Raw genomic sequence first — 16,148 nt, 5'->3', positions numbered from 1 at the left:
CCGCTACTTATCCTTTGGGATCCGGCTGAACCCCAGAGTAGGGTTGTAAGGGCAGAGTGACCGTGAAGGTGCTGCCCTTGTCGGGAGCCGATGACACGCTGATCCGGCCGCGCATATTTTCTACAAAGGCTTTGGCAATTGTCAGACCAAGGCCAATGCCCCCTTGCTGGCGACTGCGGCTGGTGGAAACAGAGTGAAAACGTTCGAAAATCCGGGATTGCTGATCCAATGGGATGCCAATGCCCTGATCCTGAACCTGAATCAAGGCTTGGCCGGCGGATTCCTTGAGACGCAACGTGATGGGAGCATCGGGATCCGAGTAACGAATTGCGTTGGAAATCAGGTTCAGCATCACCTGCTTAAGACGATCCCAATCCGCCATCACCGTTAGAGGAGTCGGGTGATTTTCCACAAAGATGGGGTTAGGCCCCAATTGCTTGGACAGAGCAGCAATCTCTTCCAAAAACCAATCCAAACGCAAGGGTTTCATTTGTATGCGCGACACCCCTGATTCTGCTCGTGCCAAATCCAACAAATCCTTGAGCAAGCGAACCACCCGTTGGGTTTCTTCCAGAGAAAGGGTGAGGTTTTCCCGTTGGTGATCCGTCAGGTTGTCGCCTCGCCGCAAAGTGCTTTCTAGGTAGCCATGCACAATTGCCAAAGGGGTGCGCAGTTCATGGGAAATGTTGCTGAGCAGTTGTTTTTCCTGATCCCAAGCTGCCGACAGGCGATTCAACATGCCGTTAAAGGATTCCGCCAACTGCTCCACTTCGGTAGGGGCATTTTCCAAAATCAGGCGGGCTTGCGGTAGTGTTTGGGGGGAGAGGGTCGCCGATAACTGGCTCATGCTGTGTAAGGGCAAGAGAGACCGCCGGATCAACAGGGATCCCAAAAAGGCAATCAGCGATGCGGTAGAAACACCAGATAACACCAAGGTGCGCAGAAAAGCTAAGTACACTTCGTAGGAATCGGTAACATCTGTAACAGTAGTAACTTTAAGACCATTGGGATTGCTCGGATCCAGCGGTTGCCGACAGAGGATGAAGTAGTAATCCCGATCCCGCATCAGGGTAGGCACAGCGGGCGGGGTAATGAGCACCTCTGGCTGGCTGTCGAAATTGAGAGACGTGGCCAAGACATCTCCCGCTGCATTGGTGACCTTAAACCAGCGATCCGAACGGGTGTACTTGTCGATGGTGCGTTGGATCGCCATTGCCTCTGGGTAAAACTCTCGGTAGGTAGCTACATCCTGCTGAAAGGCACCAACCGTTGTTTCATGCCAACGATTAGTCCGCACAAACAGGTCGTAGCGGAGGCGGTAAGTGGCAATTCCTCCGGTTGTTCCCAACACCGCAAGGCAGGCCCCGATGGAAATCAACATCAACCGATTTTGTAAGGACCGCCAGAGAGAGGAAAACACCCCGTTACCCCACCGCGACGGATTCACTTTATCGACTGGGGCTGATGTTCATCTGAAACCCTGATGAGAATTTACTGAATGTTTTAAGGAGATGATCCCCAAGAAGAAATCTCTACCCAACCGGGAAAATAGCGTAACCATGAAGGGATCCCAGACTTTCCAGAGTTTCTTACGATCGGGAAAAGGAGAGATGGGCTAGTATCCGGGTGATGGTCGGATCCCGTATGCCCCATGACCTACCCGCTCCATGTTGCCTTAATCTGGCACCAGCATCAGCCTCTTTACAAAAGTCCGGTGGCGGGAAAATATCGCATGCCCTGGGTGCGCCTGCACGGCATCAAAGACTACCTGGATCTCATCCTGCTGTTGGAGCGCTTTCCCCGTCTGCACCAAACCGTCAATCTGGTGCCCTCCCTGATCATACAAATCGAAGAGTACGTGGCAGGTTCAGCGTTTGACCCCTACCTGGAGCTGACCCTGACCCCGACAGAAAAACTCAACACCGAGCAGTTGCGCTTTGTAATCGAGCGCTTCTTCGACAGCCACTACCCCCACATGATCGAGCCCTATCCCCGCTATCGGCAGCTCTACGAGCAACGGGAATCCCAGGGGGTGAACTGGTGTTTGCAGTACTGGACTCAGCAAGACTTCAGCGATTTGCTGGCCTGGCACAATCTGTCCTGGTTTGATCCGCTCTTTCAGGAGGATCCAGAAATCGAAGGCTGGATCAAGATGGGATCCGGGTTCACCCTGGCGGATCGACAACGGATCTACGCCAAACAGCAACAGATCCTCAGTGCCATTATTCCCCAGCACGCCAAAATGCAGAGCAGCGGGCAACTGGAGTTGACCACCAGCCCCTATACCCACCCCATTTTGCCCCTGTTGGTGAGTGAACGATCAGCACGGGTGGCTCGACCGGGATTGCCCTTACCCCGCTACAGCTTCCACTGGGAACAGGATGTCCACGTTCACCTGGAACGGGGTAAACAGGTTTACCGAGAGCGTTTTGGCCGGGATCCGCGCGGGCTGTGGCCCTCAGAACAAGCCGTCAGCCCTGCTATTCTGATCCCGATTCAGAAGCAAGGTTTCAACTGGATCATCTCTGATGAAGGGGTCTTGGGTTGGAGTCTGGGGCACCCTTTTCACCGCGATGAGCAGGGTCATATCCTCGAGGCGGATCAGCTTTACCGGCCTTATCGCCTGGAGACGGAATTGGGAGAATTGGCGATCATCTTTCGGGATCACCGCCTTTCGGATTTAATCGGCTTCAGCTACAGTGCCATGTCTGCCGATGCCGCTGCCAAAGATCTAATTGGGCACCTAGAAACCATTCGCAACCGCCTGCCGCAGGATCAACCCTGGCTGGTCACCATTGCTTTGGATGGAGAAAATTGCTGGGAATACTATCCGCAAGACGGTAAGCCCTTTCTGGAAAACCTCTACACCCGCCTCAGTCAGCACCCATCCCTACGTTTGGTGACAGTTTCCGAGTTTTTGGATCAGTTTCCCCCCACCGAGTTTTTGCCTGCAGAGCAGCTCCACAGCGGCTCTTGGATCGAGGCAGATTTCACCACCTGGATCGGGGATCCCGTCAAAAATCGCGCCTGGGAACTCCTCGCCCAAGCCCGTCAAGTGATTCAAGATCACCCCAATGCCAACCCACAAGCCTGGGAAGCCCTTTGGGCCGCGGAGGGATCCGATTGGTTTTGGTGGTTTGGTATGGGCCATTCCTCTGCCCACGATGCCGTTTTTGATCAATTGTTTCGGGAACACCTGCAAGCGCTCTACAGTGCCCTGGGTGAAACTGTGCCGACGGTGCTGTACTTTCCCCTCGAAGACCACGATGGCCTCGGGGATCGCCTGCCCCAGGGATTTATTCACCCCACCATCAATGGCCGACCGGCAGAACGGGAATGGACCCAAGCGGGGCGGGTCGAGATTGGGGGGGCAAGGGGCACCATGCACCGCAACAGCATCATCCGGCGCCTCTGGTACGGCTTTGACCACTTCAACTTCTATTTGCGGCTGGATTTCAGCTCCGCCATCCAACGGCCCAAACAACTGCAAGTGCTGTGGTTTTATCCCAACCGCATTACCGTCAACAGCGCCATTCCCCTACAATCGCTGCCGGAAGAAGCCCCCCTTAATTATCACTATCGCCACCTGTTGCAGTTGTTCTTACCCTCCCCCAGCCCTGGTCAGCATCCCGCCCAGGTTGAGGCTAAGCTCCTAGAGGCCGGGGCTAACCACAGTTGGCATGCGATTGACCATCAAATTCAAGCGGTGGTGGATACCTGCCTAGAGGTGGCGGTTCCTTGGGCTAACTTGGGCACACAGCCGGGGCAAGAAATGCAGTTCATCATTGTGGCGGCGGAACGGGATACGTTCCAGGAGGCGATCCCTCCCAAAGCTACAATTGCCCTGCGCATTCCGTGAGCCTGTTTTTCCTCATGAGTAAGTAAGATCCTTGGCATGCTGCGCGACCTCTATCCCCCAATTCAGCCCTACGATCAGGGCACACTGGCGGTTTCACCTCTGCATACGCTGCACTACGAGCAATGTGGGGATCCCGCTGGTCAGCCGGTCATTTTTCTCCATGGTGGGCCGGGGGGAGGCATTGATCCCATCTATCGACAGTATTTCGATCCCCAGCGTTGGCGGGTGGTGTTGTTTGATCAACGCGGCTGTGGGAAAAGTCGCCCCTACGCTGAGCTGCGAGAGAACACCACCTGGGATCTGGTGGCGGATATCGAAAAACTCCGTCAGCACCTGCGAATCGACCGCTGGTTGGTGTTTGGGGGCAGTTGGGGTAGCACCCTCGCCCTCGCCTATGGGCAAACCCATCCGCAGTCTTGCTTGGGGTTCATTTTGCGGGGCATTTTTCTGTTGCGCGCTTTTGAAATCCGCTGGTTTTACCAGTCAGGCGCCAACCACTTCTTTCCAGAGGCTTGGGAGCACTTCCTAGCGCCGATCCCGGTAGAAGAACGGGGCGACCTGTTGGCAGCTTACCATCGCCGCCTGACGGATCCTGATCGAGAGGTGCGGTTGAGGGCGGCGCGAGCCTGGGCCATTTGGGAGGCCAGCACCAGCAAGTTGATCCCCAGCTCAGATTTGATCGAACGGTTTGGCCAGGGGGAATTTGCCGAAGCCTTTGCTCGCATTGAGTGTCACTACTTTGTCCATGGCGGCTTTCTGGATCCCGAAGATCAGCTGCTCAGGGGTGTGGAGCGTATTCGCCATCTGCCGGGGGTGATTGTGCAGGGTCGTTACGATGTGGTCTGTCCACCCATTTCTGCCTGGGAACTGCATCAGGCTTGGCCAGAGGCGGAGTTCCAGTTGATCCCGGATGCTGGACACTCCATGACGGAACCCGGGATCCGCAGTGCCCTCATTGAGGCTACCGATCGCTTGGCTAACCTATGAAACCTTGAGATGACCCGGACAAACCGAGTTCGGCTAAGGCTCTGAAAAGCTTGAAGAATTGCAACACAAACGCCAGCAAAAACCTGGGATCCAGTCCGGAAGCACGGCCAAGCCTATCGACAGTTACCGATTTTGGGTTTATCACTGAGGGAAGGGTGGCGCTAAACTGCCCCAGTCAAGGTTTCCGCCGTCTTGATTTGTTCTTGTGCGGTCCGGACTCATCCTTAATCCATTTTCGCCGTTTCCAGGGTCGAACCATGCAGAAACCAACCCATCTGTTCAAGCTTGCCTTAGCCCTGCCCGCTTCCTTTTTGCTGGCAGATGCAGTTGTGGCCTATCCCTGCGACTCGGTTGGGGGTGAAGCCTACAACTCCTATAGCCCCACCGTTCAGGTCACCAGCCACAGCGCCAATGGCTTTACGGTTCAGGTGGTACCGGCTTCCTTTATCAATGCTGTTGCCAATGGTTTTATTGGCGTTGCCATCGAGGCCGTGGATGATCAGCCGGCCCAGACTGGTCTTGGCCGTCGCTTGTTGGGCTCCGCTCCTACAATTCGCGGAGTGCAGGTGGTTGGCCTGCTCAATGATGGCCCGGCTCAACAGGCTGGCTTGGCCCATGGCGACATTTTGATCGGAGTGGATGGCCAGCGAGTCACTTCAGTGCAGCATGTGCAGCAGATCATCCAGAATATCCCGGTTGGCCAATCGGTGCCGATTACATTCCGCCGTGGGGAACGGGTACTGTCTACGGTGGTTGCTGTCGGGGATGGCCGTGTCTTGCGGCCCCTGATGTTGCAGCAGCAATGATTCCCCCCTGTAGAGGTTGATTTGGCTGATTGGAAGGCAACATGGGCGGCCTGGATGGTCTGTGGCTTGAATGGGCTGCTCTTCCTTGCCCTGATCGCTCTTATTCCTAGGGTTTGGGGCTTGAGATCGGCCCTTTTGGCTACGGCACGGGCTATGGAGGATTGGCGTGAAGCGGCTCAAGGAGCCTTGGCTCCCACTCCGGCTGAGTTATTGCGCCTCAGGCAAAGTTTACAAGCCAATCGAGCCACCCTTACCCTCTGGCAGCGGCGGTTACAGTTTTGGCAAGGGATCCGTCGGGTGGTGTTCTGGTTGAAGGATCGATTTTACTAATATTTTTATTAAAATTTTATTAAAAACATGGCAAGGCTGGGGTATCTAAGGTGAGCAGCAGTTCGTCCCTGGCCAATCCCATCCGGCTACAAGTGATGGCCAATGCCTTGGCGGGGATCGCTGAAGAAATGGGGGCCCGCCTGATTCGTGGTTCCTATTCCGCCAATATCAAAGAGCGGCGAGACTGCTCCACGGCTTTGTTCGATGCCCAGGGATCCTGCATTGCCCAGGCAGCCCATATTCCGGTGCATTTGGGGGCGCTCTCGGAGGCGGTACGGGCGGTGATGGCAGCTGGCCCTCAGTCGGGGGAGGTCTTTTTGCTGAATGATCCCTATCAAGGGGGATCCCATCTGCCGGATCTGACGGTGGTGACGGCCATTCCTGCCTTGGAGGAAACCACTGTCGTCAGCGCTTACGCCGTCAACCGTGCCCATCACGCTGATGTGGGGGGCATGCGTCCGGGGTCTATGCCCGCCGATTCGACAGAGATTTGGCAGGAGGGCCTGGTGATCCCGCCGGTGCGGTTGGCTCGCCTGCAGACATCGGGAGCCTTGGATTGGAACGAGGACTTGCTGCGTTTGATCTTGGCCAATGTGCGCAATGCCGAACAGCGGCGGGGGGATTTGCAAGCCCAGGTGGGAGCCAACACCATTGGGGTACGCCGCTTCCGAGAGTTGTTGGCCCAGTTTGGAGAAGCAGAAACCTGGCGGTTGATCGCCGGAGTCATCGATTACAGTTGTCAGCGGATGCGGGCCCAAATTCGTGCCTTACCGGATGGGGTATACGAGGCAGCGGATTGCTTGGAAGGCTATGGCGATCCCCCAGAGTCCATCTGGATTCGTGTCCAAATTGAGGTGCGCGGCGAAAGCTTACGGGTAGATTTTACCGGCACAGATGCGGCTAGCACCGGCAACCTGAATGCTCCTTTGGCGGTAACCCGGTCAGCGGTGTTGTTTGCCCTCCGCTGTTTGCTGGATCCCTCTGCCCCTAGCAATGCTGGGGTGGAAGCCCCGATTGAGATTTTTGCTCCCCGGGGGTGCCTGGTCAATGCCGAGTTTCCGGCAGCGGTGGTGGCCGGTAACGTAGAAACTTCGCAGCGAATTGCCGATGTCGTGTTGCGGGCCCTTGCCCCCGTGGCGGGATCCCTGAGTATTGCCCAAGGGCAGGGCACCATGAACAATTGCGTGCTGGGCAACCGCCACTTTACTTACTACGAAACCCTGGGGGGTGGACAGGGCGCCAGTCCCCACCGGCCCGGCCCAGATGGGATCCATGTCGGCATGAGCAATACCCTCAATACCCCAATTGAAGCCCTAGAGCTGGAGTATCCCCTGCAGGTGATCCGCTATGAGCTCCGTCAAGATTCCGGCGGCCATGGCCGCCAGCGAGGGGGCTGGGGACTGATCCGTTCCCTGCGGGTTCTAGAAGATTGCACCCTCTCTTTGCTCACCGATCGACGGCACCACACTCCCCAAGGGGAAGCTGGGGGCGAGTCTGGACAGGTGGGGATCAACCTCCTCAACGGGGATCGCTTGCCCAGCAAAACAAGCCGACCTCTACAAGCAGGAGATGTGATTACGCTGCACACCCCTGGGGGGGGTGCTTGGGGATCGATAGAGTCTGTAGAGTCTGTATCAGATGGAGATGCTAGTGGGATCCCGTACTCAGACAGCGGAGATGGGTGAAGAACAACTGCTCACAGCGGCGCAGCACTTCATCCCGACTGGCGAAGTACTCCAGCCTTTGTACTTCTTGACCTTTCTCAAACAAAATTAAGGTCGGTAGAGAGCGCACCTGATAGCGACGAGAGAGCAGGAAATTCTCGTCCACGTTCACTCGCACTACCTTAACTGCCCCCTCCCATTCAGCGGAGAGACGGTCGGTAATGGGCTGGATGAATCGACACAGCCCACACCAAGGAGCGCCAAAATCCACCAAAACCAACCCAGCACCTGTCAAAAGTTCTTGATTAAAAGTATCTAATGCGACTTGCAAGATCGCGACTCCCAAACTAAAGAAGTTCTTTGGGATCATGCTACCAGGCAACTCGACTGGCTGCAGACACCATTTGTGTATGGAAGGCGTAAAGAATCAATACAAAGCTGAACACACCCAGATAGGCCCAGCGGAAAAATTCTCGTGGGCGCAGCTGCTGTCGCTTCTGCAGAATCGCCAAGCCGGGGATCACGGAGGTGCGGGCCTTTAACTCCCGGAAGGATTGGCCATATTTCCGCTCCAGTCGGTGATCCCCGTGCCAAACCGCAAAGAGATGGTAGGCAATTAATCCTACTGAGGTCACCACCATAAAACTGGATCCAATCCAAAGGGAATGGGCCACACACCAAATCACTTGGCCGACCATTTGCGGGTGGCGGGTGATGCGAGTGATCCCCGTCTCAAACAGATGCAGTTCCGGTTTTTGAATGGCGGCAATTTCCAGCAAGTTGAAAGTGGCCGGATACAAAAAGAAAAAAGAGAGGGCAGACAGAAGAAGAACTGTGGTGTGGATCCCGGGAAGCGCTTGCAGATTCCACAGGATGATCCCGTCGTAGCGATGGTTGAAAAAGTAGATCAACAGCAACAGCGCCAAAGGAAGGCTCACGCAAGCAAAGAACAGGCGATACAGCCGGGTTCCCATCCACTCCTCTCCCCAAGGCCGCAGATAGGCGAATCCGCTGTGAGCACAGGCAAAACCGAGAATCAGGACCAACATTGTCCCATGGGATCCGTAGGGGGCTATTCCCTGCAGGAGATTGCCGGATAGGGTGAACTGCATCGGTGGTTTGCTCCTCTTCCGCCACGGCCTGTCTTATGCTTAAAGATAAGTTACATTAGGCCTCCCATGTTTAGAACTTTTTTTCTGCGCCTTGTTGGACTGTGCTTATCCATCACCCTTCTGCTGGGCTGGGGGAATCCAGACGCTCAAGCCGCCCGCCTCACGGGCAAATATTACGAAGACAGCATGACAATGATTCAAACCCTGCGCACCGTCCTTTCGGAAGGGGATCCCGTGATGAACCCGGAGGAGGCTCGTGCTGAGGCAATGGAGGCGATCCAAGAATTTTCTGGGCGCTACCACGGCCAACGCTACGATAAGCTGCAATCTTTTACCACTCTGCGCACCGTGTTTAATACCCTGGCTTCCCAATACCGCATGTCCAATCGTCCGCTGAAGCCGGAGCGGATGGAGCGGGTGCTAATGCAGCTGGATCGGGCAGAAGTGGCATTGCGGCGGGAAGGCTAACCCGGAAGCTGATCCCGATCACAGGCAGACTCCGCTCCCATTTTCTACCTTTTCGACAGTGAACTCGGTCAAAGGGGCTCAGGGATTTCTCATCCGCCCTTCAGCGCTCTTCAAGCTTCTGAGCTGAAACTGAGAATCAGGAGGGCCGAGTGGTTTTGCTGAGGATCCCTCGGCTTGGAGAATTTGGGAGGTTGTCATGCGTAAGACTCAATGGATCATTCTTTCGGCGCTGTTGGCTGTTGGGATTGGGGCAGCCAGCCTTACTCCACTGCAAAACCCTACCGTTCAGGCCCAGACAACAGTGATGGCCTCCGAAGTCGGGGAGAGCTCCGATGGGCCTTTTTTTGCGACGGAGGGTCTGGCGATTCGGGGTTACGACCCCGTGGCCTACTTCATCGATGCTCAACCGGTTCAGGGTTCTGCTGCCCATGAATGGGAGTGGGGTGGAGTAACCTGGAGGTTTGCCAATGCCGACAATTTGCAGCGGTTTCGCAACAACCCAGAGCGATTTGCCCCCCAATACGGCGGATTTTGTGCCTGGGCGGTGGCCCATAACTATCTTTACCCAGTCGATCCCTTTGCTTGGCGGATCGTGGATGACAAGCTGTACTTGAATGCCAATCAGCGGGTGCAGCGCAACTGGGAACGGGATATTCCAGGATTTATCGAGAAAGCTGATCTTAACTGGCCCGAACTGAGAACCCAGTAACCTCAATCCTCAGGGGATCCCTCCTAAACTTCAAGCGGTGCGCAGCAGCACCTTGATCCCCACCCGATAAATGCCGCTTTCACAGAGTTCTAGATGACCATCCATTTGCTGAAGCAATCGTGCACTAACTCGCCAAGCAGCACTGATATCCGGTTCGATTGGTACATGGCATCGACCCTCCAGGCTCCATTCCAGGCACAGTTGCCCTTCCTGCTCGGGAGAAGGATAGGTTTGTAGAGCCATTGAGCCGTAGCGCAGGGTACGAATGCCCCATCGACACACCCCCAACAAAGCCTGCACCAAACCATAGGGATCCGCCCAGACCGTCAAGGTTTCGGAGAGGGGAGGCAAATCTGGGACCTGAGGTTCTGTTTCCTGAACATGTGGATGCAGGGCCGGCCACTCGTATCGAATGCCCTGATCCTGCGCCTGTAGGCGGGTGAGGCTGTGTACATCCTGCAAGAGTGGGTACAGCGGAGTGGGTTGCGGCTGGAGGGGTTGAATGGGCAAGTTGTGACGGGCAAGACGGGTGTATTCCTCTAGGAGCTTAATCAGGCGCTCCACCGCTTCTTTGGCGCTTTGAAGGTACTCCCGTTCCTCTTCCGGGGAATCACAGAGATCAGACAACACCAATTGCAGGGATCCCATTTGGCTGCTGAGAGGGTTGCGCAGCTCGTGGCCAATGCTGAGGAGCAACTCCTGTTGAAAGGCCCGCATCACTTCCGAGCGCTCAAAGGCAAACTGCCAATCCACTGCCTCTGTGTCAGGGGTCAGGAGGGTATCTTGGGGGCTATCCGGTTTGGAGCCAGCTGAGCGCAACGATTCCCTCACACAAAGAAGGTGACCAGGGGAGCTAAGGATCCCGCTTAATTGTCGAGCTTTGCTCTCGAGGCAAGCTAAACCATACAGATCCTATCCTGGATGCAGAAACCCGGCCAATGGGATCCCCCTATGAACTGGGCAGGAAATGGGCGCTCACCACCCGCTCGATTCCTGCCAGATCGAGGTGAACTTGAATCTGCTGATAACACCCAAGGGCTTGTAACTGCTCCACCACCCACGGGGCTTGTCCCTGCATCACCTCCACCGCCCAAAAGGAGTTTGGGGCAAGGTACTCAGGTGCCACCTGGATCAGCAGCCGCAGGGCCTCCAATCCATCCGGGCCGCCATCCAGGGCTTGCCGGGGTTCATGCCAACCCACTTCCGGCATCAGGTTAGGGATCTCCCCAGAGGGAATGTAGGGAGGGTTGGAAAGGAGGCCGCGCAGTTGCCCCCGCCAGGGTTCCAAAGGGACAAACCAAGAGCCAAGCCGTAACTGCACCCGCTCCTCAAGGGTATGAGCAGCCACATTAGCTGCCGCTACTGCCAATGCCTCTGGGCTGGAATCGACCGCCAAAAGCTGCAAGTTGGGGTGTTGACGGGCCAAAGCGATGGCAATTGCTCCACTGCCGGTGCCCAGATCGGCAAAACAGGATCCCTGGGGCAAAGGGTTGGCTTGCAGCCAAAGGGAGGCTTGTTCCACCACCAACTCAGTCTCCGGGCGCGGGATCAACACCGCCGGCGTCACCTGCAAACTCAACCCCGCCCACTCAACCTGCCCCAACAGGTATTGCAGAGGGATGCGCTCTTCCAGCCGTCGCTGCCAAAGGGCTTGCACTTCCTCTAAGGGATCCCGTTCCCCGAGCTTGCCTACAGGTTCCTGCCCCATCAGTCGTTGCAAGGGCCCCCAGCCCAGCTTTTCCCGCAGCAGAATATCCACTTCTTCGGAAGGGATCCCTGCTGCTTGGGCTGTGCCCAGGGCTTGTAAACGCCACTGCTCTAGCCTGGCAGCCGTTGACCCTTGCGGCAGGGCTCCCATAGTTAGAAACCAAAGAAACCACCAGAGCCCTTAGGGATTGGCAGGACGAGCCAAAGACTGGATGTATTCCAAAGAGGAGCGAGAGGGAATAAAGGCAATCTTCTGCACATCTGCCTGGGCATCGGGAGCCAACATGCGCTCCACCACAATTGCCAAAGAGGTAACTTCAATTTGAGTTTGCTGGACAACATCGGGGTTTTGCGCTGCGGCGCGATCCAAAGCCCCTCTGAGGTCATTGCGATCAAAGAAGAAGGGCACGACTTCATAGCCATCCTGTTCGATGGTAAGCAAGCCTTCCCCAGAGCGACCATAAAAGAGAGGTACGCCAATCGCTTCGGGGGGCACATTTTGGCCAGTTTGCTGCAACACCTGCTTGGCGGCTTCTACATCTGATGGACGAGGCACCACCTCGAAGAGAAGATCCCCATTTTTGGCTCGCTCTTCTTCCGATTTTTCATAGGCATATCCCAACGAGAGAGGGACTACCTGAGCTTGACTCGCCACCTCTGGGTTACTGGCTTTCACCTGCTCCAACACTTGTTGAGCCTGGGCTTGATCCAACCAAAAGGAAGCCACTTGTACGGTGCGGCCTTCCCGATCCACATTGGCCACAACAGGCGTGCCATCCTTAGACACAATCGCAAAAACCGGCACCAAATTCAGTCGTTCCGCCACCTCCTGGCGACTCATGGGGCCAGCCGGCGCTGCTTGAGCCAATAAGTAACTTTCTTGAGCCAGAACCGGAGCCACACTTACACCACCCCAAGTGATGCCCATCAGGATCCCAGCCATACTGCCTACCTGAGCTGCTCGGCGCAAAAAGGATCCCATAGGCGCTATTACAGGCACTACATTGCTGCACATCACTCTCATCTCAACTCCCGGCATCCTGCCTTTTTTATTCTGGTTGCTATGGGGTCAGATCCCTGGGCACTAGCGCGGAGAAACGACATAAAGGCTTTCGGCCTGCTGACTCCATCAACCGACGCTAGCGATGCGGCACACTCCCGGTGTTAGGGATCCAGGTCGGTCATGGCTGACAACAACCCCGGCACACCTATCTTGATGAGCGCTCTTGGGCCACCCTAGAAGCCAAGGTTAAAACATCTGCTCAGCCACTGTCGAGGGGTAAAGCCCCTGTTTTGGGTGGGGATCCCGCATCACCCATACTATATACGGAGTAGCTAAAAACCGATCCACACCAAATACGGATCTCAAGAGATCTCAGCTCACGAGTGGGAGCCAGATCCATTACCCGCTTACACAAACACCATCGGCTTATGGCGGATCTTCTCAAAGGCTGCTGCATCAAAACAATAGAGCGTTGCCGGTCGGCCTGCCCCCTGAGTGCTCTTCTGGCCGGTATCCCGCAAAATGCCCAGCTTGAGCAAGCGAGCCCGAAAATTGGAGTAATCGGAGAAGTTTTCCCCCAAAACGGTGCCGTAGAGTTGGTAAACCTCCCCCAGGGTGAAGGTGGAGGGCAAAATATCGAACGCAATCGGGCTATATTCCAGCTTGGCGCAAAGGCGGCGGCGGGCGTAACGGCAGATTTCTTCGTGGTCAAAAGCCAAAGGCGGAATTTGGTCAGCGGGATACCAGGCAATACCCTCCACTCCATCCGCCAACAGCTGGGTATCTTGAAAACGCACCAGGGCAAAGTAGCTGACGGACAAATAGCGAACCCCATAACCCTCGGCAGCTTCACGGGGATCCCGTTCTGGCCCACCAAAGGTATAGAGCTGTTCTAAGTAAAGATTCTCAACACGAATTTTTTCCGCCAGGATGCGATAGGCTGCTGCCTCTAGGGATTCTGCACGGCGCACCAGAGTGCCTGGTAAAGCCCAACAACCTCGAAAGGGTTCCTCCCGTCGCCGCACCAACAGTACCAAAAGGCGATTCTGTTCCGTATCGATGGAGAAAATGACCGCATCCACCCCAACCCGGAACTCCGCCAGGCTGTTCCGCTCCTCTGATATGCTCCCCATGACGCGGGATCCCTGCATTATTTGGCCCCGATCTTCCACCAACAGCCTACCGAGTTTGCTGCCGGATGGGGATCATCGCCTGAGCCACTCATAGATTGACTTCCATTGGGGCAGGGTTTGTCCACTCACCCGACCATAAATAATCACCTGATCCAACCCCAGTAATGGCGGACGGCTGCGAATGTAGGTTCCCAACTTTAGCAGAAGAGGGACTCGGTCAAAGGAAGGCTCAGCAGGGTATTCCACCATCAGGTGCAACTTGCCCTGGCTAACCGAAAGACGACTGGAAAGGGGCTGAACCAATTGCTGCAATTCACGCCCCAGATCTTCTGGGGACTGGGTGCCTGTCCCGGTTGCTGTGCTGACCATGCTGCCCTTGCCTTTTCGCTGTTTGAATCACCGAGCGATGCCACCTCTACCCATTTCCATCGTGCAAATCCGAAAGGGTTTGCTCATCGGGGGTTTGGCTTGGGCAACTCGGCAAAATCGCGCAAAACCTGAAATTATTCACTACACCGTATCATTCTGTCCGTAGATCTGCGTAAATTCAACGAATTCTTTGCATGAGTGTGCTTATGAATGTGCTGGTAAGTGTTCTTGGGGCTGTAGCCCCTTAACCCCTTCAAAACAAGAGGTGGATCCCCATGGGAGAGATCCACCCCTAGCCTTGCCAAAGGATTGACCGAAACCTAGTTGAGGTTGGCCTGGATTACCTCTCGGTACTGGGTTTTGGGTTTCACGCCGATCAATTGGGCCACCAGCGCTTTGTTTTTGAAGAATTGCACGGTAGGCGTGCCGGTTACACCACCCGCTTCGGCAATCTCAGGATCCTTCTCGATGTCGATATCCACCACGTGCAGCTTGTCTGGGAATTCCTCGACGATCTTATTCAGGATCGGCTTGAGGGCATGGCAGGGACCGCAGGTAGGGGCGGTGTACTTCACCATGATCAGGCGATCGCTTTCGTGATACAGCCGCCGCAGGGCATAGCCTCCTTCATGGTGCATTTTGCTTAGGTCAAAGCCATTTTCGCCATTGTCGGCAAAACTAGCCTCATCAACGGTGGACTCCACTTCAGGGGCAACAGCATGACTGGCTTCAGGATGGCTTTCGGGAAGGGCATGAAACTCCTGAGCCAAGCCGTGTTCAGAGAGCCAACGCTCCGCCAACATGGCGGCCATACAGCCTGTGCCGGCGGCGGTGATTGCTTGACGAAACTCGTGATCCTGCACATCCCCAGCGGCATAAACCCCTTCCACACTGGTGGCTACGGATCCCGGCTGAGTGACGATGTAGCCGATCTCATCCAGTTCCAGTTGGCCTTTGAACAGGTCGGTGTTGGGTTTGTGACCAATGGCGTAAAATAGGCCACCTGCTGGCAACTCGCTCATTTTGCCAGTTTGATTGTTGCGCACCTTCACTCCAGTCAGGCGCAGACCATCGCCCACTACATCAACAGCTTCGGTATGCCAATGGACAGTGATCTTGGGGTTGTTGAGGACGCGATCTTGCATGGCTTTGCTGGCCCGCATTTTGTCGCCTCGCACCAGCATGTGGACGTGGGATCCAAACTTGGTCAGGTACGTAGCCTCTTCGCAGGCAGTATCTCCACCGCCGATCACCACCAATTCCACCCCCTTGAACATGGGCATGGCCCCATCACAAATGGCACAGGCTGACATGCCTCGATTCCAATAGGTAGCCTCACCCGGTAGGTGCAACCGTTTGGCGGTGGCCCCCGTAGCGATGATCAGACTGTGGGTGCGAACTTCCCGCTCTTCCGAACGGACGACAAACGGCCGCTGGCTCAAATCCACAAAGGTGACATCTTCGGTATACAGTTCCGCCCCCCATCGCACGGCTTGCGCTTTCATAGCCTGCATCAGTTGTGGGCCAGTGATGCCCTGGGGGAAGCCCGGAAAGTTTTCCACTTCGGTGGTGGTCATCAGCTGTCCGCCTGGGATCCCTCCGGTTTGGAAACCCTCGAACACGACCGGCTTCAGGTTGGCACGCCCTGCATAAATGGCGGCGGTAAACCCAGCAGGGCCAGAACCAATAATTACCACATTCTCAACCCGACTCTGCTCTGTCATGCGCTGTCTCCTTATTGCAATGGGGGTACTAAGTCAAACTCATAATGACTACGGTTTAGCCTAACATTTTTTGACGGGTGGGGCGAGGTTAAGGCTTGATGTACTCATTTTCGCCCCAGTCGGGGTGAGAGAGGCCAGGCCCCAAAAGGCTCCCTTACGAAAAGCAGCGTAAAGCCCCCGGTTTCTAACCGGGGGATATAAGCGCACAGGCTGAATTTATTCAGCAACAGAAATAGTACATACAATAGTCCCCATGAAACGGGTCACCACCACACTC

Annotated in this window: 16 protein-coding genes; 7 read left to right on the top strand and 9 right to left on the bottom strand. The window is 55.6% G+C overall.

Translation table 11 applies throughout. The features are described 5' to 3' along the window. Window positions 1–7: 7 nt before the first annotated feature. Window positions 8–1,420: a sensor histidine kinase gene (locus JX360_RS12085; protein WP_244351271.1), complete on the bottom strand. Its 1,413-nt coding sequence runs from the start codon at window positions 1,418–1,420 to the stop codon at window positions 8–10. A gap of 231 nt (window positions 1,421–1,651) precedes the next feature. On the opposite strand from JX360_RS12085, the gene JX360_RS12080 reads away from it, so the two are divergent. The 5 genes from JX360_RS12080 (at window position 1,652) to JX360_RS12060 (ending at window position 7,667) form a co-directional block, all read left to right on the top strand. After that, window positions 1,652–3,859: a glycoside hydrolase family 57 protein gene (locus JX360_RS12080; protein WP_244351269.1), complete on the top strand. Its 2,208-nt coding sequence runs from the start codon at window positions 1,652–1,654 to the stop codon at window positions 3,857–3,859. Between the two features lie 36 nt (window positions 3,860–3,895). Then, on the top strand, window positions 3,896–4,846 hold the full coding sequence (gene pip / locus JX360_RS12075; protein WP_244351268.1) for a prolyl aminopeptidase: 951 nt from the start codon (window positions 3,896–3,898) through the stop codon (window positions 4,844–4,846). A gap of 257 nt (window positions 4,847–5,103) precedes the next feature. Continuing rightward, window positions 5,104–5,652 carry a PDZ domain-containing protein gene (locus tag JX360_RS12070; protein ID WP_244351266.1) on the top strand — a complete coding sequence of 183 codons (549 nt, stop codon included), beginning with the start codon at window positions 5,104–5,106 and terminating at the stop codon, window positions 5,650–5,652. A gap of 120 nt (window positions 5,653–5,772) precedes the next feature. Continuing rightward, window positions 5,773–5,982 (top strand): hypothetical protein, encoded by a 210-nt coding sequence (locus tag JX360_RS12065; RefSeq protein WP_244351264.1) that lies wholly within the window; start codon window positions 5,773–5,775, stop codon window positions 5,980–5,982. Between the two features lie 95 nt (window positions 5,983–6,077). Beyond that, window positions 6,078–7,667 (top strand): hydantoinase B/oxoprolinase family protein, encoded by a 1,590-nt coding sequence (locus JX360_RS12060; protein WP_425244397.1) that lies wholly within the window; start codon window positions 6,078–6,080, stop codon window positions 7,665–7,667. Here JX360_RS12060 and JX360_RS12055 read toward each other — a convergent pair. After that, window positions 7,630–7,977: a thioredoxin family protein gene (locus JX360_RS12055; protein WP_244351261.1), complete on the bottom strand. Its 348-nt coding sequence runs from the start codon at window positions 7,975–7,977 to the stop codon at window positions 7,630–7,632. The two genes, JX360_RS12060 and JX360_RS12055, sit on opposite strands and share 38 nt — an antisense overlap. 40 nt (window positions 7,978–8,017) lie before the next feature. Further along, window positions 8,018–8,758 (bottom strand): NnrU family protein, encoded by a 741-nt coding sequence (locus tag JX360_RS12050; RefSeq protein ID WP_244351260.1) that lies wholly within the window; start codon window positions 8,756–8,758, stop codon window positions 8,018–8,020. Window positions 8,759–8,824: 66 nt separating this feature from the next. On the opposite strand from JX360_RS12050, the gene psb27 reads away from it, so the two are divergent. After that, window positions 8,825–9,226 (top strand): photosystem II protein Psb27, encoded by a 402-nt coding sequence (psb27, locus tag JX360_RS12045; RefSeq protein WP_244351259.1) that lies wholly within the window; start codon window positions 8,825–8,827, stop codon window positions 9,224–9,226. Window positions 9,227–9,422: 196 nt separating this feature from the next. Further along, entirely contained in the window at window positions 9,423–9,935 is a 513-nt protein-coding gene (locus tag JX360_RS12040; protein WP_244351258.1) for a YHS domain-containing (seleno)protein, read from the top strand. 30 nt (window positions 9,936–9,965) lie between these two features. On the opposite strand, the gene JX360_RS12035 is transcribed toward JX360_RS12040, so the two are convergent. The 6 genes from JX360_RS12035 to trxB all read right to left on the bottom strand — a co-directional run bounded on the left by JX360_RS12035 (window position 9,966) and on the right by trxB (window position 15,871). Continuing rightward, window positions 9,966–10,754: a sensor histidine kinase gene (locus tag JX360_RS12035; protein WP_244351257.1), complete on the bottom strand. Its 789-nt coding sequence runs from the start codon at window positions 10,752–10,754 to the stop codon at window positions 9,966–9,968. A 130-nt stretch (window positions 10,755–10,884) separates the two neighbouring features. Beyond that, on the bottom strand, window positions 10,885–11,793 hold the full coding sequence (prmC, locus tag JX360_RS12030) for a peptide chain release factor N(5)-glutamine methyltransferase (RefSeq protein ID WP_244351256.1): 909 nt from the start codon (window positions 11,791–11,793) through the stop codon (window positions 10,885–10,887). Between the two features lie 30 nt (window positions 11,794–11,823). Beyond that, window positions 11,824–12,657, bottom strand: coding sequence for a Tic22 family protein (locus JX360_RS12025; protein ID WP_244351255.1), 834 nt, complete (start codon window positions 12,655–12,657; stop codon window positions 11,824–11,826). Between the two features lie 395 nt (window positions 12,658–13,052). After that, window positions 13,053–13,778, bottom strand: coding sequence for an NUDIX hydrolase (locus JX360_RS12020; RefSeq protein WP_244351254.1), 726 nt, complete (start codon window positions 13,776–13,778; stop codon window positions 13,053–13,055). A 72-nt stretch (window positions 13,779–13,850) separates the two neighbouring features. After that, a complete protein-coding gene (locus JX360_RS12015; RefSeq protein ID WP_244351253.1) occupies window positions 13,851–14,147 on the bottom strand; it encodes a hypothetical protein in 297 nt (98 codons plus the stop codon). A gap of 320 nt (window positions 14,148–14,467) precedes the next feature. After that, window positions 14,468–15,871 (bottom strand): thioredoxin-disulfide reductase, encoded by a 1,404-nt coding sequence (trxB, locus tag JX360_RS12010; RefSeq protein WP_244351252.1) that lies wholly within the window; start codon window positions 15,869–15,871, stop codon window positions 14,468–14,470. Window positions 15,872–16,148 lie beyond the last annotated feature (277 nt).

The sequence above is a fragment of the Thermostichus vulcanus str. 'Rupite' genome (genome assembly GCF_022848905.1).
GTDB classification, from domain to species: domain Bacteria; phylum Cyanobacteriota; class Cyanobacteriia; order Thermostichales; family Thermostichaceae; genus Thermostichus; species Thermostichus vulcanus_A.
Note: the sequence above shows the minus strand (reverse complement) of the source record. Positions and strands in the feature narration are given on the sequence as shown.

Bases quoted from the DNA above. Each gene is read 5' to 3' on its own strand.
- JX360_RS12080 (WP_244351269.1), top strand. From the start codon at position 1,652: ATGACCTACCCGCTCCATGTTGCCTTAATCTGGCACCAGCATCAGCCT.
- pip (WP_244351268.1), top strand. From the start codon at position 3,896: ATGCTGCGCGACCTCTATCCCCCAATTCAGCCCTACGATCAGGGCACA.
- JX360_RS12070 (WP_244351266.1), top strand. From the start codon at position 5,104: ATGCAGAAACCAACCCATCTGTTCAAGCTTGCCTTAGCCCTGCCCGCT.
- JX360_RS12060 (WP_425244397.1), top strand. From the start codon at position 6,078: ATGGCCAATGCCTTGGCGGGGATCGCTGAAGAAATGGGGGCCCGCCTG.
- JX360_RS12050 (WP_244351260.1), bottom strand. From the start codon at position 8,758: ATGCAGTTCACCCTATCCGGCAATCTCCTGCAGGGAATAGCCCCCTAC.
- psb27 (WP_244351259.1), top strand. From the start codon at position 8,825: ATGTTTAGAACTTTTTTTCTGCGCCTTGTTGGACTGTGCTTATCCATC.
- JX360_RS12040 (WP_244351258.1), top strand. From the start codon at position 9,423: ATGCGTAAGACTCAATGGATCATTCTTTCGGCGCTGTTGGCTGTTGGG.
- prmC (WP_244351256.1), bottom strand. From the start codon at position 11,793: ATGGGAGCCCTGCCGCAAGGGTCAACGGCTGCCAGGCTAGAGCAGTGG.
- JX360_RS12025 (WP_244351255.1), bottom strand. From the start codon at position 12,657: ATGTGCAGCAATGTAGTGCCTGTAATAGCGCCTATGGGATCCTTTTTG.
- JX360_RS12020 (WP_244351254.1), bottom strand. From the start codon at position 13,778: ATGGGGAGCATATCAGAGGAGCGGAACAGCCTGGCGGAGTTCCGGGTT.
- JX360_RS12015 (WP_244351253.1), bottom strand. From the start codon at position 14,147: ATGGTCAGCACAGCAACCGGGACAGGCACCCAGTCCCCAGAAGATCTG.
- trxB (WP_244351252.1), bottom strand. From the start codon at position 15,871: ATGACAGAGCAGAGTCGGGTTGAGAATGTGGTAATTATTGGTTCTGGC.